General features: G+C 56.8%; 22 protein-coding genes and 1 riboswitch. Of the genes, 11 read left to right on the top strand and 11 right to left on the bottom strand.

Features of this window, described 5'->3' with window-relative positions:
- Positions 1-108 precede the first annotated feature (108 nt).
- Positions 109-582 carry a PH domain-containing protein gene (locus Q0O07_RS01345; RefSeq protein WP_295489413.1) on the top strand — a complete coding sequence of 158 codons (474 nt, stop codon included), beginning with the start codon at positions 109-111 and terminating at the stop codon, positions 580-582.
- On the top strand, positions 579-2,120 hold the full coding sequence (locus Q0O07_RS01340) for a PH domain-containing protein (RefSeq protein WP_295489410.1): 1,542 nt from the start codon (positions 579-581) through the stop codon (positions 2,118-2,120). Before Q0O07_RS01345 ends, Q0O07_RS01340 begins: the two co-directional genes overlap by 4 nt.
- On the opposite strand, the gene Q0O07_RS01335 is transcribed toward Q0O07_RS01340, so the two are convergent.
- The 8 genes from Q0O07_RS01335 to Q0O07_RS01300 all read right to left on the bottom strand — a co-directional run bounded on the left by Q0O07_RS01335 (position 2,104) and on the right by Q0O07_RS01300 (position 11,323).
- Complete coding sequence (locus tag Q0O07_RS01335) at positions 2,104-3,261, bottom strand: alkaline phosphatase D family protein (RefSeq protein ID WP_295489407.1); 1,158 nt, start codon at positions 3,259-3,261, stop codon at positions 2,104-2,106. The genes Q0O07_RS01340 and Q0O07_RS01335 overlap by 17 nt on opposite strands.
- The gene (locus Q0O07_RS01330; protein WP_295489404.1) at positions 3,258-4,034 is read right to left on the bottom strand and encodes an ABC transporter ATP-binding protein; all 777 of its coding nucleotides are present in this window, start codon (positions 4,032-4,034) and stop codon (positions 3,258-3,260) included. The genes Q0O07_RS01335 and Q0O07_RS01330 overlap by 4 nt, the downstream gene beginning before the upstream one ends.
- Positions 4,031-4,996 (bottom strand): iron ABC transporter permease, encoded by a 966-nt coding sequence (locus Q0O07_RS01325; RefSeq protein ID WP_295489400.1) that lies wholly within the window; start codon positions 4,994-4,996, stop codon positions 4,031-4,033. Before Q0O07_RS01325 ends, Q0O07_RS01330 begins: the two co-directional genes overlap by 4 nt.
- The gene (locus Q0O07_RS01320) at positions 4,993-5,823 is read right to left on the bottom strand and encodes an ABC transporter substrate-binding protein (protein WP_295489397.1); all 831 of its coding nucleotides are present in this window, start codon (positions 5,821-5,823) and stop codon (positions 4,993-4,995) included. The genes Q0O07_RS01325 and Q0O07_RS01320 overlap by 4 nt, the downstream gene beginning before the upstream one ends.
- Positions 5,823-7,670, bottom strand: a complete 1,848-nt coding sequence (locus Q0O07_RS01315) for a TonB-dependent siderophore receptor (RefSeq protein WP_295489394.1) — start codon at positions 7,668-7,670, stop codon at positions 5,823-5,825. The genes Q0O07_RS01320 and Q0O07_RS01315 overlap by 1 nt, the downstream gene beginning before the upstream one ends.
- Before the next feature lie 83 nt (positions 7,671-7,753).
- A riboswitch (cobalamin riboswitch) is annotated at positions 7,754-7,953 on the bottom strand.
- 45 nt (positions 7,954-7,998) lie between these two features.
- Complete coding sequence (locus tag Q0O07_RS01310; RefSeq protein ID WP_295489391.1) at positions 7,999-8,595, bottom strand: GNAT family N-acetyltransferase; 597 nt, start codon at positions 8,593-8,595, stop codon at positions 7,999-8,001.
- A gap of 2 nt (positions 8,596-8,597) precedes the next feature.
- Positions 8,598-10,841, bottom strand: a complete 2,244-nt coding sequence (locus Q0O07_RS01305) for a molybdopterin cofactor-binding domain-containing protein (RefSeq protein ID WP_295489389.1) — start codon at positions 10,839-10,841, stop codon at positions 8,598-8,600.
- The gene (locus Q0O07_RS01300; RefSeq protein ID WP_295489386.1) at positions 10,841-11,323 is read right to left on the bottom strand and encodes a (2Fe-2S)-binding protein; all 483 of its coding nucleotides are present in this window, start codon (positions 11,321-11,323) and stop codon (positions 10,841-10,843) included. Before Q0O07_RS01300 ends, Q0O07_RS01305 begins: the two co-directional genes overlap by 1 nt.
- Positions 11,324-11,392: 69 nt before the next feature.
- Here Q0O07_RS01300 and Q0O07_RS01295 point away from each other — a divergent pair, with 69 nt between their 5' ends.
- From Q0O07_RS01295 to Q0O07_RS01280, 4 genes are all read left to right on the top strand, one after another.
- Positions 11,393-12,331, top strand: a complete 939-nt coding sequence (locus Q0O07_RS01295) for an XdhC family protein (protein ID WP_295489383.1) — start codon at positions 11,393-11,395, stop codon at positions 12,329-12,331.
- On the top strand, positions 12,331-12,924 hold the full coding sequence (locus Q0O07_RS01290; RefSeq protein ID WP_295489381.1) for a nucleotidyltransferase family protein: 594 nt from the start codon (positions 12,331-12,333) through the stop codon (positions 12,922-12,924). The genes Q0O07_RS01295 and Q0O07_RS01290 overlap by 1 nt, the downstream gene beginning before the upstream one ends.
- Entirely contained in the window at positions 12,921-14,531 is a 1,611-nt protein-coding gene (locus Q0O07_RS01285) for a tetratricopeptide repeat-containing sulfotransferase family protein (protein ID WP_295489379.1), read from the top strand. Before Q0O07_RS01290 ends, Q0O07_RS01285 begins: the two co-directional genes overlap by 4 nt.
- A gap of 166 nt (positions 14,532-14,697) precedes the next feature.
- Positions 14,698-17,073, top strand: coding sequence for a TonB-dependent receptor (locus tag Q0O07_RS01280; RefSeq protein ID WP_295489377.1), 2,376 nt, complete (start codon positions 14,698-14,700; stop codon positions 17,071-17,073).
- A 153-nt stretch (positions 17,074-17,226) separates the two neighbouring features.
- Here Q0O07_RS01280 and Q0O07_RS01275 read toward each other — a convergent pair whose 3' ends face one another.
- The gene (locus Q0O07_RS01275; RefSeq protein ID WP_295489375.1) at positions 17,227-18,846 is read right to left on the bottom strand and encodes an NAD(P)/FAD-dependent oxidoreductase; all 1,620 of its coding nucleotides are present in this window, start codon (positions 18,844-18,846) and stop codon (positions 17,227-17,229) included.
- A complete protein-coding gene (locus Q0O07_RS01270; protein WP_295489372.1) occupies positions 18,843-20,018 on the bottom strand; it encodes an aromatic ring-hydroxylating dioxygenase subunit alpha in 1,176 nt (391 codons plus the stop codon). Before Q0O07_RS01270 ends, Q0O07_RS01275 begins: the two co-directional genes overlap by 4 nt.
- A gap of 36 nt (positions 20,019-20,054) precedes the next feature.
- On the opposite strand from Q0O07_RS01270, the gene Q0O07_RS01265 reads away from it, so the two are divergent.
- The 5 genes from Q0O07_RS01265 (at position 20,055) to Q0O07_RS01245 (ending at position 24,878) form a co-directional block, all read left to right on the top strand.
- Entirely contained in the window at positions 20,055-20,651 is a 597-nt protein-coding gene (locus Q0O07_RS01265; protein WP_295489370.1) for a TetR family transcriptional regulator C-terminal domain-containing protein, read from the top strand.
- A gap of 113 nt (positions 20,652-20,764) precedes the next feature.
- The gene (locus Q0O07_RS01260) at positions 20,765-22,390 is read left to right on the top strand and encodes an alkaline phosphatase D family protein (RefSeq protein ID WP_295489368.1); all 1,626 of its coding nucleotides are present in this window, start codon (positions 20,765-20,767) and stop codon (positions 22,388-22,390) included.
- Positions 22,391-22,479: 89 nt separating this feature from the next.
- Complete coding sequence (locus Q0O07_RS01255; protein WP_295489366.1) at positions 22,480-23,598, top strand: acyl-CoA dehydrogenase family protein; 1,119 nt, start codon at positions 22,480-22,482, stop codon at positions 23,596-23,598.
- Between the two features lie 417 nt (positions 23,599-24,015).
- Positions 24,016-24,537, top strand: coding sequence for a hypothetical protein (locus Q0O07_RS01250; protein WP_295489363.1), 522 nt, complete (start codon positions 24,016-24,018; stop codon positions 24,535-24,537).
- Positions 24,538-24,641: 104 nt separating this feature from the next.
- The gene (locus tag Q0O07_RS01245) at positions 24,642-24,878 is read left to right on the top strand and encodes a hypothetical protein (RefSeq protein ID WP_295489360.1); all 237 of its coding nucleotides are present in this window, start codon (positions 24,642-24,644) and stop codon (positions 24,876-24,878) included.
- A 33-nt stretch (positions 24,879-24,911) separates the two neighbouring features.
- Here Q0O07_RS01245 and Q0O07_RS01240 read toward each other — a convergent pair whose 3' ends face one another.
- Positions 24,912-25,757 carry a response regulator gene (locus Q0O07_RS01240; protein ID WP_295489356.1) on the bottom strand — a complete coding sequence of 282 codons (846 nt, stop codon included), beginning with the start codon at positions 25,755-25,757 and terminating at the stop codon, positions 24,912-24,914.
- Positions 25,758-25,760 lie beyond the last annotated feature (3 nt).

The following is a 25,760-nucleotide window of genomic DNA, read 5'->3' as shown; positions in this document are numbered from 1 at the left end:
GGGAGGGGAGAAGCATTTTGTCTCACGGGTCCGCTAGATGCCGCCTGCCGAGGTGAAGGACAGATAAACCGTCTTGCCAACACAACACAGTGTGCGCATATCAGCGACATGACCGATGATGCCCCGCCGGAACTGACGCCACTTGACCCTGCATTCATAACGACAAGCCGGATCGCCACCGCTTTTGGCTTGCTGCCATTTGTTGTTGGGGCAGGGGTGTTGGAGTTTGCACAGTTGCTTCCCTCCGGCACCTTCCTTGTCCCCATGCTTTTGGTCTATGCGTTTGGCGCATACACATTGCCAGCCCGCAAATATCGGCATTGGGGCTATGATATGGGAACGGACCGGCTGCGCGTTGTGCGTGGATATATGTTCTACAGCGACACGATTGTTCCCTTTGGACGGATCCAGCATATTGATGTGGACCAAGGGCCAATTGACCGACGCTATGGCCTTGCCAAGCTGACGGTGCACACGGCGGGTAATCACAACAGCACCGTGGCGCTGCCGGGCTTGGCGCATGCCGACGCTCTGGCAATGCGGGAGGCCATTCGCGCCGCCATTCGGCAAGATATATTGTGAACCAAGCCACGGACGACCCTAGGGACGGGACAGGGCAGGACGGCGCGCGTTTGCATATAAGCGGCCTGTTCGTGGGTTTTATTTCGGGCCTGCCGCAACTGCTATTCCCTTTGCTTGCTGCGGTTTTTGGCGCGCGGAAAGCAGATAATCCTGCGCTCATCCCCATCATGATTGCAGCAGTGCTGGTTTTAAGCTTTTTCTTCCGCTGGCTCATATGGCTGCGTTTTCGCTATCATGTGGGGGCAGATGATGTCCGCATTGAAAAAGGCGTGTTGAACCGCACTGCCCGCTCCATTCCTTATGACCGCATTCAGGATGTGAGCATTGAACAAAAGCTGCTGGCGCGCATCATGGGCCTCAGCGAGGTCAAGTTTGAAACGGGCGGCGGCGATGGGGATGATGCGACGTTGCGCTTCGTCACTTTGGAGGAAGCGAACCGGTTGCGCGCGTTGATCCGCGCGCGCAAGGCTGGCGTAACGGTGGCGCAAGATGTTCCACAGACCGTCGAGCCCGAAGATGCAGAAACGATCTTCGCGATGGATGGCAAACGCGTTTTCATCCTTGGCCTCTATTCCTTTTCCCTCATCATATTTGCGGTTCTTGGCGGGCTTGCCCAACAGTTTGATTTTCTGTTGCCATTTGATTATTGGGATCTCAAACGCTGGGTGGGCTTGGCGCAAGAAAGCGGCGTGAACGTCAACGCGATCAATGGCGTCGGCATAGCAGCGCAATTGATCTTGGCCTTTGGTGCGTTCAGCAGCCTGATTTTCATTGGCTTGGCCACCGGTGTTGTGCGGACATATTTGCGCGAACACGGGTTTCGCTTAACCCAGACGGCAAAGGGGTTTCGGCGGCAGCGCGGGCTGTTCACCCTTACCGATGTTGTCATGCCTACGCACCGGGTGCAGGCCGCCGTCGTGCAAACGGGTCCGTTCCGCAAACGGGGCGGCTGGCACAGCCTGAAATTCGTCAGCCTAGCGCAGGATAGCAAGGAAGAAAGCAATTATGTCGCCGCGCCATTAGCCACATTGGATGAGCTGTGGCGCATATCGCAGGCTGCGGGCATTGATGCACCGGATGGCGACGAACGGCTACGCACAGGCGTAGCTTTGCACTGGATAATCCAGCTGGTCCTGCTTGTGCCGCCCTTATTGGTTGCGATGGCGGCATTGGTGCTATTTGCAGAAACGCCCCTTGCGCCGACATTGTTGCTATTGCTGTTGTTGGTCCCTGCCGCATTGCTGTTTTGGTGTGACTGGCGCAAATACCGCTTCGGCTTAGATGATCAGCAATTATACCTTCGGCGCGGCTGGTGGCAGCAGCAATTGACGCTTGCACCACAAGTGAAGGTGCAAAGCGTGGAGATTGCGCAAGGGCCATTGGCGCGGCGCTACGGGCTGGCCTCGCTCAAATTCGGGATCGCAGGCGGCTCGCTGGAAATGGTGGCCCTGCCGCTGGCGACGGCGCAGGCCATTCGCACAGCGGTTATGGAAAAGGTCGCAGCCGTCGATTATTCAGCGATCAATCAATCGCGTTAGCCATCTGCGTTTCGATGATGCTGCCATCATCTTTGCGTAGCGTCATTGTCACCTTCTTTGCCGCCCAATCAATGTCGATCTGACCAAAGTTGGGAATGCCCCAGAACCCGCCAGTCCGGCGTGGGTCGGGTTCACGCTCGCTGCCATCGCCTTTGCCAAAGGCGAAATTGAGCGAGCTGGATGTGAAATCCCATAAGGGCTTGGAAAGGCCCGGTGCATTGGTCTTATAGAAACCGCCGCTATGTCGGTCACCGGTCAGGAAAATGGCGTTGTTCACGCCCTTTTGACCGAGCAACGCATATAGGCGTTCGCGTTCCTTGGGAAAATTGGACCAGCCTTCGAAATTATGTGCGTCGGTAATCACCTGCGTTGATGAAATGATGAAGCGCAGTTCGGCTGGTTTTTCGAGTTGCTGCGCCAACCATTCCCATTGCGCTTGGCCCAATATCGTCGCTTTGGGGTCCATATTGGGAATGTACCAACCCAGCGTCGGGCCGGGGTCGCGATAGGGCATAGTCGCAAGGTCAGAACGGAAAAAGCGGCCATCGAGCATGATGAACTGCACGCGCTTGCCCTCTGGCCCGACTATGCGGCTTTCATACACGCCCGGACGGGACTTTACCTCGTCTGAGGATCCCCAATAAGTTTCATAGGCTTTCTCCGCCCATTCCTTAAACGCAAAAGCGCCGCCTGCGTCGTTGGCGCCATAATCATGATCGTCCCATGCGGTCATCATCGGCACGCTGCGGCGGAAGCGGTCAAATTCCACGCGGCTATTCAGCTTTTTATAGCTTGCCGCCAGCGTCGGGATATCCGCGCCATTGGTGGGCCTTGTGTCGCCATAGACATTGTCACCAATCAGCAGGAAAGCCTGCGGGTTCTGCGCGGCGATGACGTCCCAGAATTTCATGTCGCGATTTTCGTTCTGACAACTCCCAAAGGCGAAACGCGTGATGACCGTATCCGCCGCTAGAGCGGGGTTAGAAGCGGCCTTGGGCAACTTTACGTCTAGGGTCGCGTAATAAGGCCGAAGCGCCTCCTGCGCGCTTTGCGGGGTAACTGCGGCCATGTTGGACGTCGACGTAACGCTCATGGCGCAGCCAGAGAGCAAGAGAGCGATAATCGGGAGGGCATATTTCATGATCTGACCTTGCCTTTGATGAACAACTGGACGGCCCCTTCCTCGTCCTTGAAAAGATTCGCGTCAATCCCGTAAACATGCGCGAGGTTGGCGGCGGTGATGACATCTTCGACGCTGCCTTGCGTGAATAGCCGGCCTTTGTGCAGCAACACTATATGGTCGGCAAAACGCACTGCATGGTGCAAGTCGTGCAACACCGCGACAACCCCTTTTCCGGCTTTGGCCTGTTGTTGCAGCAAGTTTAAAATATCGAGTTGGAACCCGGGGTCGAGATTGGCCAGAGGTTCATCCGCCAATATCCATGAAGGTTCCCCCGCCAGCACCCGCGCCAGCAGAACACGGGCACGTTCGCCGCCGGATAGCTGTGTCACCGGACGATCAGCGAAATCTTCGGTGGCGGTCGCCGACATCGCCGCAGCTATGGCCCTGCGGTCGTCTGCGGATGTCCCTGCACCGCGCATATGGGGAATGCGGCCAAGTGCAACCAAAGCCTTTGACGAGATCGCCCAATGCGTTTCTGCGCCTTGCGGCAACAGCCCGATGTGCCGAGCGCGGTCAGTCGGGGGCATGCGGGTGATGTCTGTGTCATGCAGGCTGGCGGTGCCGGTTTGCGGTTCCAAAAGGCCAGCAAGGCATGCCAGCAAAGTAGATTTTCCCGCGCCATTGGGGCCAAGAATGACGGTGAGCTTTCCGCTTTCAAATGTCGCGTCAATCCCTTCCAACGTGGGCCGACCTGTATGGGCAAAACCAAGATTGCGGACGGTCAGGGTCATGCGGCACCCTTGCGATAGCGCAGAAGCAGCAGAAGGAAAAACGGCGCACCAAGCACGGCCATCGCAATGCCCAGCCGCACTTCGCTGGGGCCGGGAACCAACCGGACAAGGCTATCGGCGGTCAGCGTAAGGATCGCGCCGCCCAAGGCCGACGGCAGCAATATTTTCGATGGCTGCTCGCCATAAATGGCACGGATAAGATGCGGGACGATCAACCCGACAAAGCCGACCACACCTGACACCGCGACCGATGCGCCCACAGCCAGACCAACGCCCAGCACAATGATCCACTGCAGCCGGAACAGGTTGACGCCAAGGCTTTTTGCGCCATTTTCGCCCAAGGTCAGCGCATCCAGTGCGCGGCCCGTAGAAAGCAATAAAGCGACGCCCAGCGCCATGAACGGCAAAGCGGTCCAGACATCGGCCATCAACCGGTCGGTCAGCGCGCCCATCAGCCAATTGATAATTTCACTGGCGGCGAACGGGTTTGGCGCGATGCTGATGACAAAGGCGGTCAGCGCGCCCGCCAAAGTCGACAGCACCATGCCGCCAAGGATGAAGCCCATGGGACCGCCGCCACGTGAAATGGCGAGCAACAACAATATGCTCGCACCAGCGCCCAGCATCGCGCAGGCGAACAGGCCGAAGGGCAGCATGTTGAGCCCAAGGTAAATCGCACCGACGCCGCCCAGCGCTGCGCTCGCCGAAACGCCCAGCACGGTTGGGTCAGCTAAAGGATTACGCAGATAGCCCTGCATGACTGCGCCCGAAAGCCCGAGCACTGCGCCAATGCAAAGGCCAAGTAGCGCGCGGGGCAAGCGCAGTTCCAAGAAAATCCAGCCATCGGCATTGTCCGCCGCCCACGAACTCGGCCAAATCCAAACCTTTCCGGCCATGAGCGACAGCAGGAACGCCGCAACCGTGAGGAGCAGGAGGAGCGATGTTAAGGCGCGCTTATTCATGGCTTATCCTGATGGAAAGTAGCGCGTGTCTTGGACAATATCGATGACGTTTTGATAATCGTCGGCCCGCCGCAATATTGGTCAGGGAATTCGACAATGCGGGTGCGATCACCCAAATGGGCAAGCAGTTTTGACCGAGCGCTCATTTCCAGGGCATCGGAACGGCGCTCGCGGGTTGGCATGAAGATCACTTGTGGCGGGTTGCGCATCAGGGTCTCTAACGGCAACATCCCCCATGATGATAGGCCATATTGCGCGCTGGCATTGCGAAAGCCGTGGCGCATTAACAATTCGTCCTGCAACGTGCCTTTGCCCGCTACAAACTGGCCACTTTGCCAGATAATCGCCGATACAGGCGGTCCGGAAATGGGGGTGCTGGGTAGCGATTCCTGAATGTCGGAAATCAGCCTTTCTCCAGCATCAACCCTGTTGATTGCAGCAGCAATTGTCCGGATCTGTTGCAACTCGTCGGCGACCGTCGGCGCGACCCCCAATGCCACGGTTTTAATGCCGGCGCGCGCCAGAAAGGCGTTGGTGCCGCCGCTTGCAAGATTTCCGGTGAGGACCATCTTGGGCCGCGCCAACAATATTTCCTCTGCGCTTATGCCAATGGCGGGCAATTGCCGCGCCCATGCCAGTGGCGCGGACGCGCTATCCGGTTCATGCGAATAGATGCTGACCGCGCTGATTTGTCCGGGCAAAGCGATCTGCGCCAGCACGGCATCAATGCACGGATTGTTGGACACGATGCCATGCGGCGCAATGACCGGTTGGCTGGCGCATCCCGCCACGGCAAAAGCCGAAAGGAGGCACCAGCCAAAGCGCATCAGAATTTGGCCCGCACGCCAATCGTGGCACGGCGACCAAAGCTGTTATAGCCCGCGACCATAATATAATCGGCATCGAACAGATTGTCGACGCGGCCATACATCTCCAACCCGTCGCTCAGTGGCATCGATGCCCGAAGCCCGACCAATGCATAGCCATCAAGCCGGACGGAATTTGTGGCATTGTCGAAGCTGTCGCCGATGAGCAGTAAACTGCTCCCCACCGACAAACCAAAGGGCGTCTGCCAATCTGCGGTCAGGCTCATGCTATGTTGTGGGCGCAGGGCTTGGCGATTGCCAAAATTGGCCCCTGCGGTGCGGTTGATGGCGTCCACTAAAGTATAGCTTGCGCGGATGTCGACGCGGTCGGTGGGGTTCAGGCTAAGTCCCGCCTCAAGCCCCTTTGACGTTACCTTGTCGATATTCTCCGATGTAAAACTGATCGCCGAAAATGCGATGAGGTCATTGCTGCGGCGATTGAAATAGGTCGTGAAAATTTGGACCTTTCCGTCCAGAAATTGATGTTCAACGCCAAGGTCGAAATTGCGCGCGGTTTCGGGCTTGAGGTCCGGATTGCCATAAGGCGGCTGACCTTCGGTCAATGTCGGTGCGCGAAACCCTTCACCATAGGTCGCCCGGAACATCGTCCGGCCAGCATTGGGCGTAAAGGCGGCGTTACCGCCAAAGGTCGTCTGTCCGCCATAATCGCCATACACATCATGGCGGACGCCAGCGGTGACCGTCAGGCCAGCGACCGGACGCAATATCATCTGGCCAAAGCCGCTGGTAACGTCATTGCGGGCGACATTGGGTTTAGCGCCTTCGAACGACGTGCTGGTGAAACTGCGTTCATATTCTGCGCCCGCAACCAAGGTCAGCGTTTCGTGCACGTCCAACGCGCTATGCAGTTCGGCCCGGTCAATGGACCCGCGCAGGTTGAAATTATTGTAACTGCCCACCACTGGGTCCGTGCCAATGCGCTTTATCTCGGTGCGGGTATACGCAATGCGGTTCTGCATTTTGCCATCGAACGCATCGATATTCGCCCCGACATAGCCTACAAATTGGCGGTTGCGCGACACGGGCAAGCCGTTGGCCCCGACGCCAAAGGCCGAGTCATACGCAACCGTTGCGCGGTTGTAATAAGACCGGACATCAAGCGTGAAACTGTCACTGACACGCGCCTTCAACCGCGCATTGCCCGTCTTATTATCATAACCATCGCGTTCGGTGCCGCCTGCAAGTGCAGAAATGCCGTCGGTGTCGACGAAGGAACCGCCGATGCTGCCTTCCAATAGGCCATTGCTGCCCGCAATATTGGCGTTCAGCCTTTTGGTGTCATGGCTCCCATATTCGCCCGCAATGCGGCCCTCAAACCCGCTGACGGGCGCAATCCATTGGACATTGACGACGCCGCCAATGGCTTGGCTGCCCCAGATGACCGAATTTGGGCCACGCAAGATTTCGACACGGCCGATATTGCCCGTCATCAATCCGCCAAAGTCAAATGCACCATTTGGGCTGGTCAGGTCGTTGATCCGCACGCCGTCGATCAGGACTAAGGTCTGCGCACTGTTTCCGCCGCGAATGAAGGCACTGCTCTGGCTGCCAAGGCCGCCGCGCGTGGCGATGCTGACGCCCGGCACAGTTTGTAAGGCCTCGGATATGGTGGCGCTTTGTAGTTGGTCAAGCCGGTCGCGATCAACAATGTCGATAGCCTGTCCGGTTTCAGATCGCGGCTGTTCAAAGCCGCTGGCGGTCACAATGATGTCCTCCTCTGCGGTTTGCGCAAAGGCGGTTACGGGCAGCATCGCAAATGCGGCTGCCGAATATTTTAACAAGGTCATGTCTTTATCTCCTTCGCATGACGTTCAACCAAATGTCGTCACGCGGAGGAAAACCCCGATTGCGCCAGTGTCCCGCAAGCACAAAGGACAAACCGTAATCAGGCAGGTCTCCTGGCTCCCGGGTCACTGCTTTTGCCCCGCCTTCCCAGTTGCACGGTCACCCGTTTTTCCAGTGGCATTTGGAGCAAAAGCTCGCCGGTTACAGTTGCGGGAACAGCGCCGGATTTCCGCCGGCTTCCCTATTATCCACGCTCTCGCGCAGACCTGATACGTTTCAACGGGTTAGGCGGCTTTTTGATGCGGCGCAAGGGCTTTTGCGATGGGACGATTAATGCCGGGTTTTGCCGGGGCGCTGCATGCCCCAAAATTGGGGGCCTTCGGGGACTTGCCAACTATGTTTGATGGCAAAGCCAAAGCTTTGGTACAAAGGGATATTATGTTCATCGGCGGTTTCCAGATAGGCAGGCAGGCCATCTTGATCGACGCGGTCTAGCCCTGCGCGGATCGCCGCGCCGCCAAATCCCTTGCCCTGATAATCGGGGTCGCAACCGGCAAAATGCAAATACCAGACGGGTTCTTGCGGCAAATGTTTTTCGATCAAATGGGATATTTCAAGCCCGCGCAAAATCGAGAAACGCAATTGCTGTACAAAGGGAATGAACAGCCGCGCCGTGTCGAAGAGCGTATCGCGCGCTTGGCCGGGGCCGCGCCATAAGGTGACCGCTTCTATGCCATCGGTTCCGAACACGGCGCCTTTGCGATGTTCGTCGCGCAAGAACAAATGAAACGCACCTGTCAGCCGCCGTGCGCGCAATTTGGGGTCGGGTATGACATAGCTCCAGCCTGCCTCATTCTGGAACGCCCGCGCCAGCGTTTCGGCAATCTCCAGATTATCTGTGGGCTTGAGTAGCTTTGCGTCCGGCAAAATTACCCCTTTGCCTGCGTCATAATCGGCAGATTGCGGATGCGCTTGCCCGTTGCCGCGAACAAGGCGTTGGCCAATGCAGGTGCAGCAGGCGGAACGCCGGGCTCACCAATGCCGCCCATCGGTGCGCCGCTGTTGAGGAAATGGATATCCTGCACCAACGGTGACTGCGCCATGGTCAGCAACAGATAATCGCTTAGGTTGCTTTGCTGCGCCGCGCCTTTTTCCAGCGTGATCGCCTCGCCAATGGCCGATGATAGGCCCATGATCGTGCCGCCCTCAATCTGCGCCATGGCGGCGTCGGGGTTGACGATGCTGCCCGCGTCAACGACCGTGGTGACCTTATGCAATTTGGGCATGCCATCTTCGCCAACTGAGGCTTCAACGACCATTGCGACGATGGTTTTGAAGCTTTCGACCAAAGCCACGCCGCGTCCGCGTCCAGCAGGCAAGGGTGTGTTCCATCCGCTGCGCGCCGCGACTTCATCCAAAACGCGCAAATGCCGTGTATCCGCTTTCAAATGGTTGCGGCGGAAAATGACGGGATCTTCACCTGCGGCATGCGCCAGTTCATCCATGAAGCTTTCATTGTAAAAGCCTTGTTGTGTTGAATTGACCGACCGCCATGCGCCCGTATTCTGGTTCGACACATGCGCAAAATGCCGACGCGACACGGCGGGCAAGATGTACGGAAATACGGTCTCGCTCTCCGAACTTTCGGGTTGGGCATAATCATTGCGGTAAGCGGCAATGCGTTTCTTGTCCGTCAACGCCGCCGACAGCAAAGCCGAGCTTTGCGGGCGATATGCGCCTTGGGAAACTTCTTCCTCCCGGCTCCAGATCAGCTTGACCGGATAAGGTAATTGCATGGCAAGCTGCGTCACTTGGTCCACAATTTCCATATACATGGGCAAGCGGCGGCCAAAGCTGCCGCCAATGATCATGGGGTGGAACGTGACGTCATCCGCATCAAGGCCCGAAACCTCGACCGCCAGCATTTTGGTCGCCAACGGGTCTTGCATCCCGCCCCAAATGTCGAGCTTGCCGTCCTTGAAATGGGCGGTGAGGGCAAAGGGCTCCATCATCGCATGGTGAAGGAACGGCACCTGATATTTGGCTTGAATGGGCTTGGCGCCCAGCCCTGCTTGCACATCACCTTCGCCCGCTTCGCCATCGGCTTCTCCCTTGGCGATGATATCGTCATGCGCTTTGAAAATCGATGCGGTTGAAACGTCGGCATGGCCACCGTCGCTAAAGCTGGGTGCCAAAGCGCGTAGGCCGGAAATTGCGGGCCAATAGCCCTTGGCCACGACAGCAACGGCATTTTCAAGCTTGATGACCTTTTCCACACCCTTGATCGCCATGGCAGGCGCGGTGTCGACCGACGTCAGCTTACCACCGCGTACAGGGGCGGCTTGAATCGTTGCCACCCGCATATTGGGGATCGCAAAATCCATACCAAATTGCGCGCTGCCATCCACCTTGGCGGGAATGTCGAGGCGCTGCATCGATTGCCGCATCAGGCGATATTGTGTGGGGTCTTTCAGCTTGGGTTCGTTGTCGAGCGATAAGGTCGCTGCTTGCGCCGCAAGCTCTCCATAACGCAACGATTGGCTTGATTTGGCGTGAATGACGCGGCTGTCCTGCGTGGTCAGTTCTTCTACCGGCACATTTAACCGCTTGGCGGCGGTTTCCATCAGTGCAAGCCGCGTGGCCGCGCCCACCTTTTGAAAGGTCATTTGACCTGTGAACCGCAAGGCGGTTGAACCGCCGGTAATCTGCAGATTCATTTGCCGCGCGATGAACGCCAAAAAGGATTGCGGAATGCCATTGATAATTGCCGGTTGACCCGTCATTTCAGTCAGAAATCCGCGACCCAAGCCGACATTGGCAAAGGCCGGTTCCGCAGGCGCAGAAACGATGCGCACCTGTTCCCATGCCGCATCCAATTCTTCGGCGAGCATTTGCGCAAGGCCCGTATTTGACCCCTGACCAATGTCGGTGTGCGGCGAATAAATGGTGACGACATCGTCTTCGCTGATTTTCAGCCATGTCGCAAAGCTATGTTCGCCTTCGCCTGTTATGCGCGCCTTGGCGTCTTTAGCAGCGTTGCGGTCAGCAATCGAAATGCCAAACAAGCCCGCGCCGACGATGGCGACACCGCCGATTAAAAAGGCACGGCGCTTCACGCCTTTGCGCTTGAGCGGAGCTTCTGGTGCAATATCGGGCGTGGGGTTATCGGTCATCAGACGGCTCCCTGAGTAGCTTGGGCGGCCTGTCCGGTGGCGGCGCGAATGGCCTTGCGAATACGCGGATAGGTGCCGCAACGGCATAGGTTGGTCATCGCCGCGTCAATTTGCGCATCGCTTGGCCGACCGGTTTTTTCGATGAGTGCCACTGCGGCCATGATTTGTCCGGACTGGCAATAGCCGCATTGTGGCACTTGCGCCGCAATCCACGCTGTTTGGACCGCGTGCAGCGTGCCATCGGCGGATTTCAGCCCTTCAATCGTGGTGATTGATTTGCCTGCAACGTCGCTAACCGGCACGCTGCATGAACGGGTGGGTTCGCCATCGACATGCACCGTGCAGGCCCCGCAGGCAGCAACGCCGCAACCAAATTTTGTTCCCGTCAGGCCAAGTTCTTCACGGATGACCCATAATAATGGGGTGTCCGGTTCAGCGGACAATGCCACTGCTTTGCCGTTGATTGACGTTTGAATTGCCATGTGAAGAAGCTCCCAACCAATATCGCGTTTCATATAGCAACGCTTCTTTGACTTTGCTAGCGGGTAGCTATGAAAACAGGCAGTGCCAACCATGATCGCATCCTTGCCGCCGCACGTGATTGGACTGGCGCGCCGATGGCGATTGCGACGGTAGTTGAAACGTGGAAGTCTGCGCCTTGTCCAACGGGCACGCATATGCTGGTCCATGCCGACGGGCGGTTTGTCGGGTCGGTGTCCGGCGGCTGTGTGGAGGCCGATGTTCTGGAACGGGCACAGATGGTGCTGGCTGGCGCGCCACCGGTGTTGCGGCGTTACGGCGTTGCCGATGATGCGGCGTGGGACGTTGGCCTGCCGTGCGGCGGCGATATTGTCGTGCTGGTGCAGCCGGTGTCGGATGAAGGATTCCCCGAAAGCGTGTTTGCGGACATATTGCGCGCGCGCAGCAGCGGAGCGACATTATCCGTTGTGACAAACCTTGCCACGGGTCGCAGTAGGATATCGCAGCAGCCAGAGGCTGACGGCTTTATCAACGTCTATTATCCCCCTCGCCGCCTGTTGATTGTCGGCGCGGTGGAGATTGCGGCGGCATTATCGGCGATTGCGGTTTCGCAAGGGATAGATGTCACCTTATGCGACCCGCGTGGACGGTTTTTGACGGCGGACCGCTTCCCCGGCGTGCGCCTTGACGACCGCTGGCCGGACGAAGCGGTCAAGGCCTTCGCGCCCGACAGCCGCAGCGCGATTGTGACCTTGAGCCATGATCCCAAGATTGATGATCCCGCTTTGATATCTGCATTGGCGAGTCCTGCCGCTTATGTGGCGGCTTTGGGCTCATCACGGTCGCATCAGGCGCGGCTGTCGCGCCTGTCTGCGGCCGGTGTCGGCGCGGAACAATGCGCGCGGATAGAGGGACCAGCGGGCGTTGCGATCAACGCGATCAGCGCGCCGGAAATTGCGCTCTCGATTGCAGGCGGGATGATCCGCGCATTCAATCTAGGCCTGCGTTAATGGAGGCAAAGCAGGTCGCAATTGTCTTGCTCGCTGCGGGACATGCGCGCCGTTTTGGTTCGGATAAGTTGATGGCGGATTTGGGGGGCGCGCCACTGGGCATCTGCGCCGGGCGGACCTTGGCCGGCGTGGACGCCGCAGCGCATTTTGCGGTGTGTCAGCCCAAGGCTGGCATAGCGCCACATTATGCAGATTTGGGCTATAGAATTGTCGATAACCCGCGCGCAGCAGTTGGGCTGTCCACTTCGCTGCATCTCGCGGTTGATGCGGCTGCAAAGACGCAGGCGCAAGCCTTGCTAATTGCGCTGGCCGATATGCCATTCATTGCGGCATCCCATATCCACGCGCTGATGGCGGCGTGCCATGGCGACGTCATGGCATCGTCGGACGGAAACCAAGCCATGCCGCCCGCTATTTTCCCGCGATCAAGCTGGCCATTTTTGCTGGAGACCAAAGGCGATGCGGGCGCGCGACAAATCCTTGCGCGCGCCTGCAGCTTGGCCGCGCCCGCAGGCAGTTTGCGCGACATAGATACGCAAGATGATTTGGCTGCTTCAAAATCGCGGCCGCTTGGCTTAGACCAGATGACATGAACCAGCCCTCCGCTCGCCCCGCGATTGAAGCCGCCTTGCGCAACCCCAACCTCATGGCGGCGGCTGTGGCGTTGTCGGAAAACCGGTTGGAGGATGCAGAACCGATTTTGCGGGGCCATTTGCGTGATGCGCCAACCGATGTGGCGGCGATCCGGATGATGGCCGAACTGGCCGCGCGCGTTGGCCGGTTGAAAGACAGCGAGGCCTTGCTGCGCCGTGCATTGGAATTGACGCCCGATTTTGGCGCAGCACGGGCCAATTTGGCAACAGTGCTGTATAAACAAAATCGCTTTCCAGAGGCGTTGGAACATCTCAACGCCGTTTTGGCGCAAGGCGGCGACAACCCCGTTCAGCAAAATCTGAAAGCGGCGGCGCTTGGCCGGATTGGCGGCTATGAAGAGGCGATTGCCCTGTACCAGGAATTGACCACGCGCTTTCCCGACCATGCCAAATTATGGATGAGCTATGGCCATATGCTCAAGACCGTCGGTAATCAGAATGAGAGCGTTGCGGCCTATCGCCGCGCTTTGGCGGTCGAACCCACTTTGGGTGAAGTCTATTGGAGCCTCGCCAATTTAAAAACGGTAAGCTTCTCCGACGATGATGTTGCCGCAATGAACGCGGCTTTGACGTCTGACGGCCTTGGCACAGAGGATGCCTATCATCTCCATTTTGCACTGGGCAAGGCGATGGAGGAGCGCGCTGACCATGCCGCAGCATTCGCGCATTATGCAAAGGGGAACTTGCTACGTAGCGCCGAGCTACATTATGATCCGCAATCCATAAGCGACCAGGTCGATAAAATCATCACGCTGTGCACGCCTGAATTTTGGCGCGCGCGCGCGGGGCAGGGGCATGATGCGCCCGACCCGATTTTCATCCTTGGCATGCCGCGCGCGGGTTCAACGTTGATTGAACAAATTCTTGCCAGCCATTCGATGGTGGAAGGCACGATGGAATTGCCCGATATTCCGGCAATGGCGCTGCGCGAGGGGCGCGGGTCGGACTGGATTGACGCGCTGTCTGGTTTTAGCGCGCAGGACGCCGAACGGCTGGGCGCGGAGTTTATCGAACGCACATATATCCAGCGTAAGACCGACAAGCCGTTCTTCATTGATAAGCTGCCCAACAACTGGAATTATATCGCGTTCATCCGCCTGATCCTGCCCAACGCCAAAATCATCGACGCGCGGCGGCATCCACTTGATTGCTGCTTTTCCAATTATCGGCAGCATTTCGCAAAGGGGCAGGCGTTTAGTTACGACCTTGCCCATATGGGGCAATATTATGCGGATTATGTGCGGTTGATGGCGCATTTTGACGCGGGTAAGCCGGGTCATATCTATCGCGTCATTCACGAAGAATTGCTGGAAAATCCAGAACAAGAAATTCGCGGGCTATTGGATTTCTTGGGCGTTCCGTTTGAAGACAATTGTCTGAATTTCCATCAGAGCACGCGCGCCGTGCGTACGGCATCCAGCGAGCAGGTGCGGCGTCCGATCAACCGTGACGGCGTTGATCAATGGAAGCCTTATGCCGCGCATTTGGAGCCACTGAAACGCGCGCTGGGGTCGCTTTGGGAAATCTATCCTGCCACAGCAATATAGTTGCTGCATTACAACACAGTGACCTAAAATTACAAATAAATGACGCATATTGCGAAAACATATTGCGTGGACGCCTTATTGGGGGCCTATTTATTGCAAGGTAAACAGGGAGGGTTGCGACATGCGCCTAAAAAATCAGAAATCGAACGTTCGCACAGCATTAGTTATGTTGTTAACATCAACAGCTTTTGCCGTTCCTGCAATGGCGCAGGAAGCCGCTGACGCAGACAGCAATGTCATCGTCGTCACCGCGCAAAAGCGTGAACAGAATTTGCAGGACGTGCCGATCGCGATCAATGCCATTGGCAATGAAAAGCTTGACCAATTGCAGGTCAGCGAATTGCAGGATGTTGTGAAATTCCTGCCGTCGGTTACTATTCAGCAAGGCGGACCCGGCTTTGCGCAGGTCTATTTCCGCGGCGTCGCCTCGGGCGAAAACGCGAACCACTCGGCGTCGCTGCCAACGGTTGGTACTTATCTCGACGAAATGCCGATCACCACCATTCAAGGTGCGCTCGATCTGCATGCTTATGACCTTGCCCGTGTTGAGGCGCTCGCTGGACCGCAGGGCACATTATATGGCGCAAGCTCGATGGCTGGCACGTTGAAGCTGGTTACAAATGCGCCGGATCCATCCGGTTTCTACGGAAGCGCTGGCGTTGAGTTGAACACTGTTGCGCATGGCGACATCGGGTCGATTTACGAAGGCTTTGTCAACGTACCGATTGCGGAAGGTGCGGCCGCGCGTTTGGTTGGCTGGTATCGCGATGATGGCGGCTATATCGACAATATTGCGGGTAGCCGGACCTATGCCTCGTCAGGCATTAAGCAGAGCAACACTGCCTTGGTTGAGAAAAACTATAACGATGCCGAAACCTATGGTGCGCGTTTGGCGCTCGGCATCGACCTTGATGACAATTGGACGATTAAGCCAACAGTGATGGGGCAGGTTCAGAATACGCAAGGTAGCTTCTCGCAGGAACGTTCGGGGCAATCCAAGGCCGAACTGCAAACCGTTCAGTATAATCCCGAAGGCAGCCGCGATAAATGGATTCAGGCGGCAATGACGATTGAAGGCACAATCGGCAGCTGGGATGTGACCGCGACGGGCGGCCATTTGCGCCGCAAGACCGAAACGCAGTCGGATTATTCGGATTATGCGTATTTCTATGACGCTTTGTCTGGCTATGGCAATTATTTCTACGACAATGCCGGGACACTTGTGAACCCGAACCAATATATTCAAGGCGTTGATCGTTATAAGAAAAGCTTTGGCGAATTGCGGGTTGCAAGCCCTGCCGACGCGCCCTTGCGGTTCATCGGCGGTGTATTTGCGCAACGCCAATCGCATAACATCGAACAAAATTACATCATCGATAAAATTGCCGATTCCATCACTGTGAAGGGAACCGACAGCAATATCTGGTTGACCAAGCAACAGCGGGTTGACCGCGATTATGCGGCTTTTGGTGAATTGACCTATGATTTGACGGAGAAGCTCTCGCTGACCGGCGGCTTGCGTTATTATAAGTTCGATAACTCGTTGCAGGGCTTCTTCGGCTATGCGGCTGGATTTTCGAGCAAGACCGGCGAATCCGCCTGCCTCAACACCGATGGCACCACGCGGCGCGCCAATCCGGCGGGAACGCCTGTGCCAATCCTCGTCGATGGCAGCCCTTGCACCAATGTGGACAAATCCACGTCGGACAATGGTTTCATCCACAAAATGAACGCCACATATAAAGTCACCGACGATGTTCTGCTCTATACCACATGGTCGCGCGGTTTCCGTCCGGGCGGGATCAACCGTCGCGGCACCTTGCCGCCTTATGGTTCGGACAAGCTCGACAATTATGAATTGGGCTGGAAAACCACCTTCGGTGCATTCCGTTGGAACGGCGCCGTGTTTCAGGAAGATTGGAACAATATCCAGCTTTCATTCTTGGGTGCCAATGGCTTGACCGAAATCCGCAATGCGGGTGTTGCCCGTATTCGTGGTGTCGAAATGGACGCTGGCTTCCGGACGGGCGGTTTCAGCCTGAACGCTGGTTTCAGCTATAATGATGCGAAAAGCCAACGCGATTTCTGTAAGGTAGCCAACGCAACTTTTGATTGCACCACGGCGGGCAATGAATTGCTTGCGCCATCGGGATCGCGTCTGCCTGTGACCGCCAAGTTAAAGGGCAATGCGATTGCACGGTATGAATTCCCGATCGCCGATTGGGATGGTCATGTGCAGTTTGCGGTCAATCACACCGGCAGCCGCCGAAGCGATTTGCGGCCCGTGCAGAATAGCATCAAGGGCAATCTGGATGCGTATACCACGGCTGACGTCTCCGTTGGCGTGAAGCAGGAAGCATGGGCAATTGAGGCATTTGCCACAAACCTGTTCGACACACGCGGCGTGGTCAACACCGGCGTCCAATGTATTGAAACAACCTGCGGAACGGGTGTCACGGCATCAACGCCAACGGGCGGCGCCTTTTACGATGTCGTTATCAAGCCTCGCGTAATCGGTGTGAAAATCTCGCGTGATTTCTAACAATTTTTTTGCTTTTCTTGACGCAGAAAATTTGTAACAAGAGACATTGATAGGTCGTTCAGAAACGTACGACACACAGTTTGTCGCTAAAAGCGACAGGGGGAGGAAGCCGGATCTGAAAAGGTCCGGCTTTTTTGTGACGCTTTGGCTAGTCTAAGCAAATATGCGTTTGAACATACTGCGGTCGGCCAACACCTCTGCCGCGCAATTATGGCCGGGCGCACCTGTTACGCCGCCGCCGGGATGGCTTCCCGCGCCGCACATATACAGGCCTTTTAACGGCCCGCGATACGCGCCATGGCCCAAGATTGGGCGCGCGGACCATAATTGGTCAAGGCTCATATTGCCATGCATGATGTCGCCGCTGACCAGTCCGAATTTCCGCTCTAGCCCCTTGGGGCTGAGGATTTGGCGACCCAGAACCGACGCGCGGAAGCCGGGGGCATAAGCCTCAACTGTGCTGATGATATCGTCGGCGGCTTGGCCTTCTTCGGCATCCCAATCGCGGGGCGACTCATCCGCATTATTGGGCAGCTCAGGCGCAAATTGTTGGCAGAACAGGCTCGCCACATGCTGCCCTGCGGGCGCAAGGCTGTCATCGACGGTCGATGGGATGAGGATTTCCACGATAGGCTTTTGCGACCAGCCATCGCGCTTCGCATCCAAAAATGCGCGGTCCATATAATCCAATGTTGGCGCGATGATGATGCCCGATTGATGGTGCTCGCCCGTTTCGGGCAAGCAGGTGAATTTGGGCAGTTCGGACAAAGCGACGTTCATGCGGAATGTGCCGCTTCCAGCTTTAAAGCCCTTCACGCGGCGTTTAAATTCGGGTTTCAGGTCGGCGTCGTCAAATAGGCGTTCGTACAGCAGCTTTGGCCCGACGTTCGAAATCACGCGGTCCGCGACGATTTCCGCGCCGCTTTCAAGGCGTACGCCCGCGACCTTTTCGCCGTCCACCAAGACGCGCGATACGGGCGCTTCGAGGCTGATTTCGACGCCCAGATCGCGGCATACCTTCGCCATGATCTGCGTGATCGTGCCCATGCCGCCGATGCTGTGGCCCCAAGCGCCCTTATTGCCATTCACTTCGCCAAAGACATGGTGCAGCAAGACATAAGCGCTGCCCGGCGTGTCGGGGCTGGCATAATTGCCGACGACAGCGTCAAAACCAAACGCAGCCTTTACCGCTTCGCTTTCGAACCAACTGTCGAGGAAGCTGCGCGCCGATTTGGTGAACAGTTCCAACACATCACGCTGTTGCGACAGGTTGAGCTTCATCAGCCCGCGTCCCTGCACGGCGGCATCGATAAGGGTTTTTAGGCCGTCGCCGACATTGGGCGGCGACCGTAAAGCAAGATCGCGCAGGACGTCCGCGACACCTTCCAACATGTCATAATATTGCGGCAAGACCGCTGCGTCATGCTTTGAAAAGCGCGCGAATTCGGCCTGTGTGCGTTCCAGCCCGCCACCGAGTTTCAGATAACCGCCATCTTCTTGTGGCAGGAAATTGGAAATGGGCCGTTCAATAACGCGATAGCCATGGTCGACCAGCTTCATGTCAGAAATCACCTTCGGCTGCAGCAGGCTGACGGTGTAACTTGCGACCGAGTTGCGGAAACCGGGGTGGAACTCTTCGGTCACCGCCGCGCCGCCGACAACATCGCGGCGCTCGACAATGCGGACCTTCAGGCCAGCGCGCGCGAGGTAAAAGGCGCAGACAAGGCCGTTATGGCCAGCACCAATGATGAGGGCGTCATATTTCTGAGTCATTTTTTGCTCCAACCCGATGCCGGGCGTTGTTCGAGGCGCGCCTCTGGAATGATGTTGCGGATTTGGCGGCAGAAGCTTTTCAGGCACACTTCCTTGTCGGACAGCGGGCCCATGGAAAAACTGCGGCTCGCCATGCCTTGCTGCACGCGGGTGATGAGGACGGTGTCCTCTGCATTGACTTGCCGGTTGATCCGCCAGTTAAGGTAACGCGCCGCGCGCATTTCACGGCGCCATGCGTAATCGGGCGCGTCCGGAAGGACATAGCTGATTTCACGGATGACGCAGCTATCGGGCCCTGTGGGCAGCCATTGCATGAAATCCACTTGGTCGGGATAAATGTCGAAGGCAACCGACGGCCACAGCTTGAAATAGAGCCAGCGTTTCTGATTGGCGGCGGGCAAATGGGGGACCGGCGGCAGTAAGTTCTGATAAGCGCGTTCCGACCAGTTGGTCGATGGCCGGTCGACAAGGTCGCCCCACATGCGGTCGACATAAGGTTCCGCCTCAACACCATAGCTTTTGCCGAACAGGCGTGTGAGGCCGGGATGCGCGACGGGGATATGCAGGCCGTCAGAATAATTGTCGCCGACATTTTTCCAGTTTACGTCGCGCGGGCGCATGGTGACACGGCCAAGCGCCCGTAATTCTTCAAATCGGTAAGGTGCGACTTGCGCTTCATAAGGGGCCATCATTTCGGCAACCGAAGGCCCGCCGCTTTCCAGACGGACGAAGATAAACCCGCGCCAGATTTCCATATCGACGGGCACAAGGCCGGCCTTATCCTTGTCGAGCGTCGGGTAAGAGGCGCTGTCGGGCACGCCCGTCAATCGGCCATCAAGGTCATAGGTCCATGCGTGATAGGGGCAGACTAATTTCTTCGCGCAGCCAGCCGAACCATCGACCAAGCGGCTGCCCCGGTGGCGGCAGACATTCGTGAATGCGCGCAAATTGTCGTCCGCGCCGCGCACAACAATAACGCTTTCATTGATATAATCGAGGCTGTGCCAGTCGCCCACATGCGCGACGTCGCTGACATGGCACACCACTTGCCAAGACGGCCGGAAAATGCGGTCCACCTCCAGCGCGGCAAATTCGGGATCATCATAGGTCCAGGCCGGCAGGCTCCAGCCTTCCAAATGATCATCCGGTGTTTGAACGCCTGATTCGGACATCTTGCTCCCCTTGTTATACGAGTGTATAACAGCGGCATGCAACCGCGACAAGTCTTCACCCGAAAAAGTGCCGATACACGCCGCGACGCGTTGATTGCAGCCACGGCGCGTTGCCTAGCGACGCGGGGTGCACATGGGACGTCGGTGCGCGCAATTTGCCTGGAGGCAGGGGTGTCGGCGGGGTTGCTACGGCATTATTTTGACGGAATTGATGCGTTGGTGGCCACAACCTATCGCGCGACGGGGGCGCGCGTAGCGGCGGCGTTGCACGCTGCGGTTGAGGCTGTTGCGTGCGATAACCCGCGCGGCCGGTTGCTGGCCTTTGTCACCGCCAGTTTCCGCGCGCCGATTGCGGATCCGGAGCTGCTCGCCACATGGCTGGCGTTTTGGAGCCTGTCGCGCACGGTGCCGGCCATTGGCGACATCCATGACGAAATCTACGCTGAAAACCGGCAGGATATGGAGCGCCTCATCCTTGCCTGCCCACAGGCCCCAGCGGACGCCCGATTGGCGGCAGTGGCGCTGACCGCCTTGGTCGATGGTCTATGGCTTGAACTCAGCTTAGGCAACGCGCCCTTTAGCGTCAGTGAGGCGGAGGCTTTGGCCGAAAAATGGCTGGATAGTTTTATTTAGGACCGCAATCGCGCCTGTCACAGCGCTGCAACAGCAATCGATTAACGCCGATGACGAAGCGTCGTGACAATGCGCCGCAGGGATTGCTGGAAACGCAAAAGGGGAAGCCGATCATGTCATTTATAATCAACCGCCGTCATTTGTTGGCAACCGCTGGATTTGGTCTTGGCGGGCTGATGCTGCCCGGCGGCGCTGCGATGGCGCAGACGCTTCTTGGGCTCACCGGATTTACGCATAATGTCGCCAGCGGCGAGCCGGGGCCGGACTCGGTGCTGTTATGGACACGCTATGTCAACGCAACGGGCGGCGCATCCAAAGTGCGCGTCGAAATTTCCGAAAGTCAGGACTTTATCAAGATTGCGGGCGGCGGCGAAATGGTCACTGGGCCATGGCGCGACCATACGGTCAAAATCACCGTCGATAATCTTGCGCCCGGCAAATGGCATTGGTTCCGCTTCATCGCGCCGGATGGCAGCATTTCGCCTGTTGGCCGCACCAAGACTCTGCCCGTGGGCAAAGCGGCGAAATTCAACATCGCGATATTCTCTTGCTCCAATCTGGGCTTCGGTGAATTCAACGCGTATGGCCATGCCGCCGCGCGCGACGACATTGATCTGGTGCTCCACATGGGCGATTATATCTATGAATATGGTCGTGGTGGCTATGACGGCGGCGCAAAATTTGCCGCGCGCATTTTCCCGGCCGATGAAATCCTGACGCTGGCGGATTATCGTCTGCGCTATTCCAGCTATCGTTCGGACAAGCAGTTGCAGGCGCTGCATGCGAACTTCCCGATGATCGTCAATACCGATGACCATGAAACCGCCAATGACAGTTGGGAAGGTGGCGCGCAAAACCACAGCGTGGATGAGGGTGATTGGAATTCCCGGCGCAACGCCGCGATGCAGGTATGGCGCGAATGGTTGCCTGTCGGTGAGCAGCCATGGAAAGAATATGCGATTGGCGACCTTGCAACTTATTACCGCACAGACACGCGCACAGTGGCGCGGACCAAGCCTTATGCCTATGGCGAACTGCTACGTTCGGGTGATCCGGCAAAGGCACTTTCCGAATATCGCGACGGCGCATGGCGCGATCCGTCCATGACGATGTTGGGTAGCGAACAAGAGGCGTGGTTGTCCCGCGCGATTGTCCGCAACCGTTCCACATGGGCGGTGCTGGGTTCAGGCACCAATATGGGCTATAATTACACGCCAGAAAACGCGATGGATTGGGTTCCCGAAGTTGCGCCTGAACGCGCTAAAAACTATGTGCGGCAGGGTATCGCTGCGACAAAGGCAGGCTTGCCGTATAATCTCGACAATTGGGGTGGTTACCCCGCGGCGCGTGCGCGCTTGTTGGCGGCGGCGCAGCGCGCAGACGCGAACTTGGTCGTGGTCACGGGCGATAGCCACAATGGCTGGGCGTATGACTTGCCCGAAGGCGGAAAGCCAGCCGGCGTTGAATTTGGCGGGCATAGCGTTTCGTCACCAGGCTTTGAAAGCGCGATTCCGTTTACTGACCCAGCCGACGTCGCGCGCAGCTTGCTTAACGGCAGCAAACAGGAATTGCGCTGGGTTGATACCTCCAACCGCGGCTATATGCATTTGTCGCTCACCCCGCAGGCGGCAACCAATGAATGGGTGTTTATGCAGACGGTCAAGGACGTGTCACTCGCCACCAAGACCGGCCATAAAATGAAAGTACGGCCCGGCCGAAAGGTTCTTGAGCAAGCCTAAGGCTTGCTTTTAACCGAACAGTTAAATCGCCTTGATTTTGTGTCCTCCCTCGCGCCATAGATGCAGCATAAGCGTGAGGAGAGAATGACATGCAAATGGCCGGGCTTGGGTATAGCGAAGAACAGATCGAGCTTTTGGATGTAGCCACGAGCTTTTGCCGTGACAAATCGCCTATCGCTCGTGTCCGCAAGCTGATGGATAGCGATTTGGGCTATGACGCCGATGTCTGGGCCGAGATGGCCGCCTTAGGCTGGACCGCTATATCGATTCCCGAGGCACATGGCGGCGTTGGCCTGACGCTGGCTGAGGTTGTGCCGGTGGTGGAACAAATGGGCCGCCACCTGATGGCGTCGCCTTTGGTGTCATCGACCTTGGCGGCGCAAGCGCTCATCTTTGGCGGCACTGAAGCACAAACGTCTGCATGGCTGCCCCGCCTTGCCGAAGGCGCAATCGGCACGCTGGCTTTGTCCGAAGCGCATGGCGACTGGGACCTTCAGAACATCCTAGCGACGGCAAAGCTGGAGGGTGACAATGTGCATCTGTCTGGCGAAAAGCTTTTCGCGGCATGGGCACAGACCGCCGATATCGTCATTGCATCGGTGATGTTGGATGGCAAGCCAGCCCTGGTTTTGCTGACCGCGCAGGACGTCGCGGGTCGCCTGCGCCGTGAGGCGATTATCGACGAAACCAAACGCAGCTTTGCTGTGTCGCTTGATGGCTTGGTCGTATCGCGCGCCGCGTTGCTCGAAGTCGCGCGCGCGACATCCACTTTGTCGCATATCGAACAGGCCGCCAATCTCCTGCAAAGCGCGGAAATGTGTGGCGGATCGCAAAGCGTGATCGATTATACCGTCAGCTATCTGCAAACGCGCAAGCAGTTTGGAAAGTTAATCGGCGAATATCAGGCGCTGAAGCATCCGACGGTCGATGCCTATGTCGAATATGAAAAGGCGCGGTCGCATTTATACAGCGCTGCCAATAGTTTCAGCGACCAAGGCGTTGGCGAAATCGCCGTGCGCATGGCCAAGGCGGCGGCGGATGCAACATATAGCTTTGCCGCCGATCGCGCCATTCAATTTCATGGTGGCTTTGGCTTTACCCATGATTGCGATGCCGGCCTCCATCGCCGTGCCGCGATTTTTCATGCGTCGCAATTTGGGGATGCGGCATGGCAACGGGCAAAGCTTGCCCCTTTGTTGCTCGGGTGAATAAGCTTCAGGACATTTTCGGGGTACTGACAAGGATTGCGCGGTTGATCGAACGCCGTTGATGCGTCTTTAGGTGGAGCGCAAAACGCGTTTGGCCGGTCCAGATATGGTCAACAGGGCGCCAAAGGCTGATGGCATCTTTAGGACAGTAAGAATTTACATCTTCTTACAATATGCCTCTAAGCCCTAGTTTAAGCTAAATTTGTCGAAATAGTTTCAAATTGGCTATATTTACTACCGTTCCGGCGGCGATATGCCGTGCATTTACGTGCGCCCGGCCTAACAAATTGAATATGGGGTATAAGTATCGGGTCGCATTGATACTTTGCCACATTCATTTGAAATAAACGCGGAACGTCGGCGGTCATTGCGAACGCATGCACCAATATTGTCTGCGATGTGGATGGCTGGGAAAATATGTTTGATTCACAGAGCAATACGGATGTGACTGACCAAATGCACACCTTTGACGTTCCGATTAAGCTGACGCGTGCGCAATTGGAGAACATGCTGCGCACAGTAGAGGCAGATGTCAACGACGTAAACGTGCGGCCAAGCACAGCAGCCACGGGCAACGCCTTAACGCATATTGCGGTGAAAAAGGCGGCGGACCTTCTTGAGATTACCAAGCGCCGTTCGCGATTGGTGTCGGTTGCCAATCTTTTCGCCGACCCTGCCTGGTTTATATTGCTCGATTTGTTTGTGCGCCAGCATTCCGGACTCCAGACGAGCGTTTCCAGCGCGTGCCATGCGTCCTTTTCACCTGTGACAACCGCGCTACGGCATCTCGCCATTTTAACGGAGCGTAAAATCATCGAGCGGGAATATGACCCGAACGATCAGCGCCGCGTTTTTCTAAGGCTGACGGAAGAAGCCAGCGCCGAGATCCAGCGTACATTGTTGACCGACAACTTTAAAGATATGGCTATCGCGTCGTAACCATCGGCCCCGATATGGGCTATATGATGCCGCGATTGTCGCCATGATATCGCAAAGTGCATGAATTTAGTTCACACATTTTAGCAAAGCTTTATATTGCGCCTATGAACAGACTTCAGGATGTGGACGCGAAAATTTTGCATGACCTTATGCAGCCGTTGAACATCATCCGGCTGTCCTGCGGGAATATCCGTGCGCGAATGGGAAACGCTTCGACCGAGGATGCAGAATATTTGCTCGCGAAGGTGATGCGTATAGAGGAGCAGGTGGTCCGCGCGACGGACCTTTTGCAGAATTTGAAGACGCAGGATGAAGACCAAGGGCCAGCCAAAGGCGCCTAACGCGCCATCATTTCCTGACAGGCAGGATTCTGTTTATTCGCTTAGTGGGTGCAATTTCCAAGCTGTTTCCAAATAACGCTGCATCGCGCTAACGGCGTCGGGCTCCAACTCTAACAATGTGCGGCGCTTGTCGGTTGGGTCAATCCAACGCCGGACGAGACCAGCGTCAACAAGATTATTGACATGCCGCAACGCCGTGCTGAGCGGAACATGTGTGGACGCCGATGCGCTGGAAGCCGGCACAGCTTCCCCGCGCAAAGTGGCTTCCCCAATATCCAGCAATATTTCCCACGACGGCCCCGCGAGCACCGCTGGGTCGAAAAATTTCGATCTATTATGCTGGAATTTTAACAGCATGCGGGTAAACGCCTGAAGCTCTTCTTCCGTTGGTGTACCCTCCTGTCCTGCCAAGGGGTCGCGCAAGATTGGGGGATCAAGCCGTTTGGTCAGGGCCGTGATCTGAAACCGATAAGCCGTCGCAAAATAATGCACGGATGCCCGGCGCAATGCCTCGGCCATTTGCTCCATCGACACTGGCTTACTCAGCAAATCTATCGCTTGCGATTGCATCGCTTTGGTCGCGACTTGCAAACTCGAATGCCCCGTAAGTGCTAGGGTAACAATAGGTCGATGTGGCGAGAAGCGGTTGGAAATTTCAGACAATAATGAAATGCCATCCATAGTTGGCATTTCAAGGTCGGTAATGACAACACCGATCTCTGGCGACTCCGCGATTTGTTTCAATGCGTCGGGTGCGCTTGTGGCGGATATTACGGTATACCCCAAATTTTCTATCGCATCGCAATATTCTTCGAGACAGGCTGAGTCATCGTCGACCACAAGAATGGAGCAGCCCTTGGATAAATTGCTAATGGCCATGTC

Origin of the sequence: Sphingorhabdus sp. EL138 (assembly GCF_945890115.1) — a bacterium.
GTDB lineage: Bacteria > Pseudomonadota > Alphaproteobacteria > Sphingomonadales > Sphingomonadaceae > Sphingorhabdus_B.
Note: the sequence above shows the minus strand (reverse complement) of the source record. Positions and strands in the feature narration are given on the sequence as shown.

Excerpts from the sequence above, each read along its gene's own strand:
- Q0O07_RS01345 (WP_295489413.1), top strand. The coding sequence starts at position 109 with ATGACCGATGATGCCCCGCCGGAACTGACGCCACTTGACCCTGCATTC.
- Q0O07_RS01335 (WP_295489407.1), bottom strand. The coding sequence starts at position 3,261 with ATGAAATATGCCCTCCCGATTATCGCTCTCTTGCTCTCTGGCTGCGCC.
- Q0O07_RS01330 (WP_295489404.1), bottom strand. The coding sequence starts at position 4,034 with ATGACCCTGACCGTCCGCAATCTTGGTTTTGCCCATACAGGTCGGCCC.
- Q0O07_RS01325 (WP_295489400.1), bottom strand. The coding sequence starts at position 4,996 with ATGAATAAGCGCGCCTTAACATCGCTCCTCCTGCTCCTCACGGTTGCG.
- Q0O07_RS01320 (WP_295489397.1), bottom strand. The coding sequence starts at position 5,823 with ATGCGCTTTGGCTGGTGCCTCCTTTCGGCTTTTGCCGTGGCGGGATGC.
- Q0O07_RS01315 (WP_295489394.1), bottom strand. The coding sequence starts at position 7,670 with ATGACCTTGTTAAAATATTCGGCAGCCGCATTTGCGATGCTGCCCGTA.
- Q0O07_RS01305 (WP_295489389.1), bottom strand. The coding sequence starts at position 10,841 with ATGACCGATAACCCCACGCCCGATATTGCACCAGAAGCTCCGCTCAAG.
- Q0O07_RS01300 (WP_295489386.1), bottom strand. The coding sequence starts at position 11,323 with ATGGCAATTCAAACGTCAATCAACGGCAAAGCAGTGGCATTGTCCGCT.
- Q0O07_RS01295 (WP_295489383.1), top strand. The coding sequence starts at position 11,393 with ATGAAAACAGGCAGTGCCAACCATGATCGCATCCTTGCCGCCGCACGT.
- Q0O07_RS01290 (WP_295489381.1), top strand. The coding sequence starts at position 12,331 with ATGGAGGCAAAGCAGGTCGCAATTGTCTTGCTCGCTGCGGGACATGCG.
- Q0O07_RS01285 (WP_295489379.1), top strand. The coding sequence starts at position 12,921 with ATGAACCAGCCCTCCGCTCGCCCCGCGATTGAAGCCGCCTTGCGCAAC.
- Q0O07_RS01280 (WP_295489377.1), top strand. The coding sequence starts at position 14,698 with ATGTTGTTAACATCAACAGCTTTTGCCGTTCCTGCAATGGCGCAGGAA.
- Q0O07_RS01275 (WP_295489375.1), bottom strand. The coding sequence starts at position 18,846 with ATGACTCAGAAATATGACGCCCTCATCATTGGTGCTGGCCATAACGGC.
- Q0O07_RS01270 (WP_295489372.1), bottom strand. The coding sequence starts at position 20,018 with ATGTCCGAATCAGGCGTTCAAACACCGGATGATCATTTGGAAGGCTGG.
- Q0O07_RS01265 (WP_295489370.1), top strand. The coding sequence starts at position 20,055 with ATGCAACCGCGACAAGTCTTCACCCGAAAAAGTGCCGATACACGCCGC.
- Q0O07_RS01260 (WP_295489368.1), top strand. The coding sequence starts at position 20,765 with ATGTCATTTATAATCAACCGCCGTCATTTGTTGGCAACCGCTGGATTT.
- Q0O07_RS01255 (WP_295489366.1), top strand. The coding sequence starts at position 22,480 with ATGCAAATGGCCGGGCTTGGGTATAGCGAAGAACAGATCGAGCTTTTG.
- Q0O07_RS01250 (WP_295489363.1), top strand. The coding sequence starts at position 24,016 with ATGTTTGATTCACAGAGCAATACGGATGTGACTGACCAAATGCACACC.
- Q0O07_RS01245 (WP_295489360.1), top strand. The coding sequence starts at position 24,642 with ATGAACAGACTTCAGGATGTGGACGCGAAAATTTTGCATGACCTTATG.
- Q0O07_RS01240 (WP_295489356.1), bottom strand. The coding sequence starts at position 25,757 with ATGGCCATTAGCAATTTATCCAAGGGCTGCTCCATTCTTGTGGTCGAC.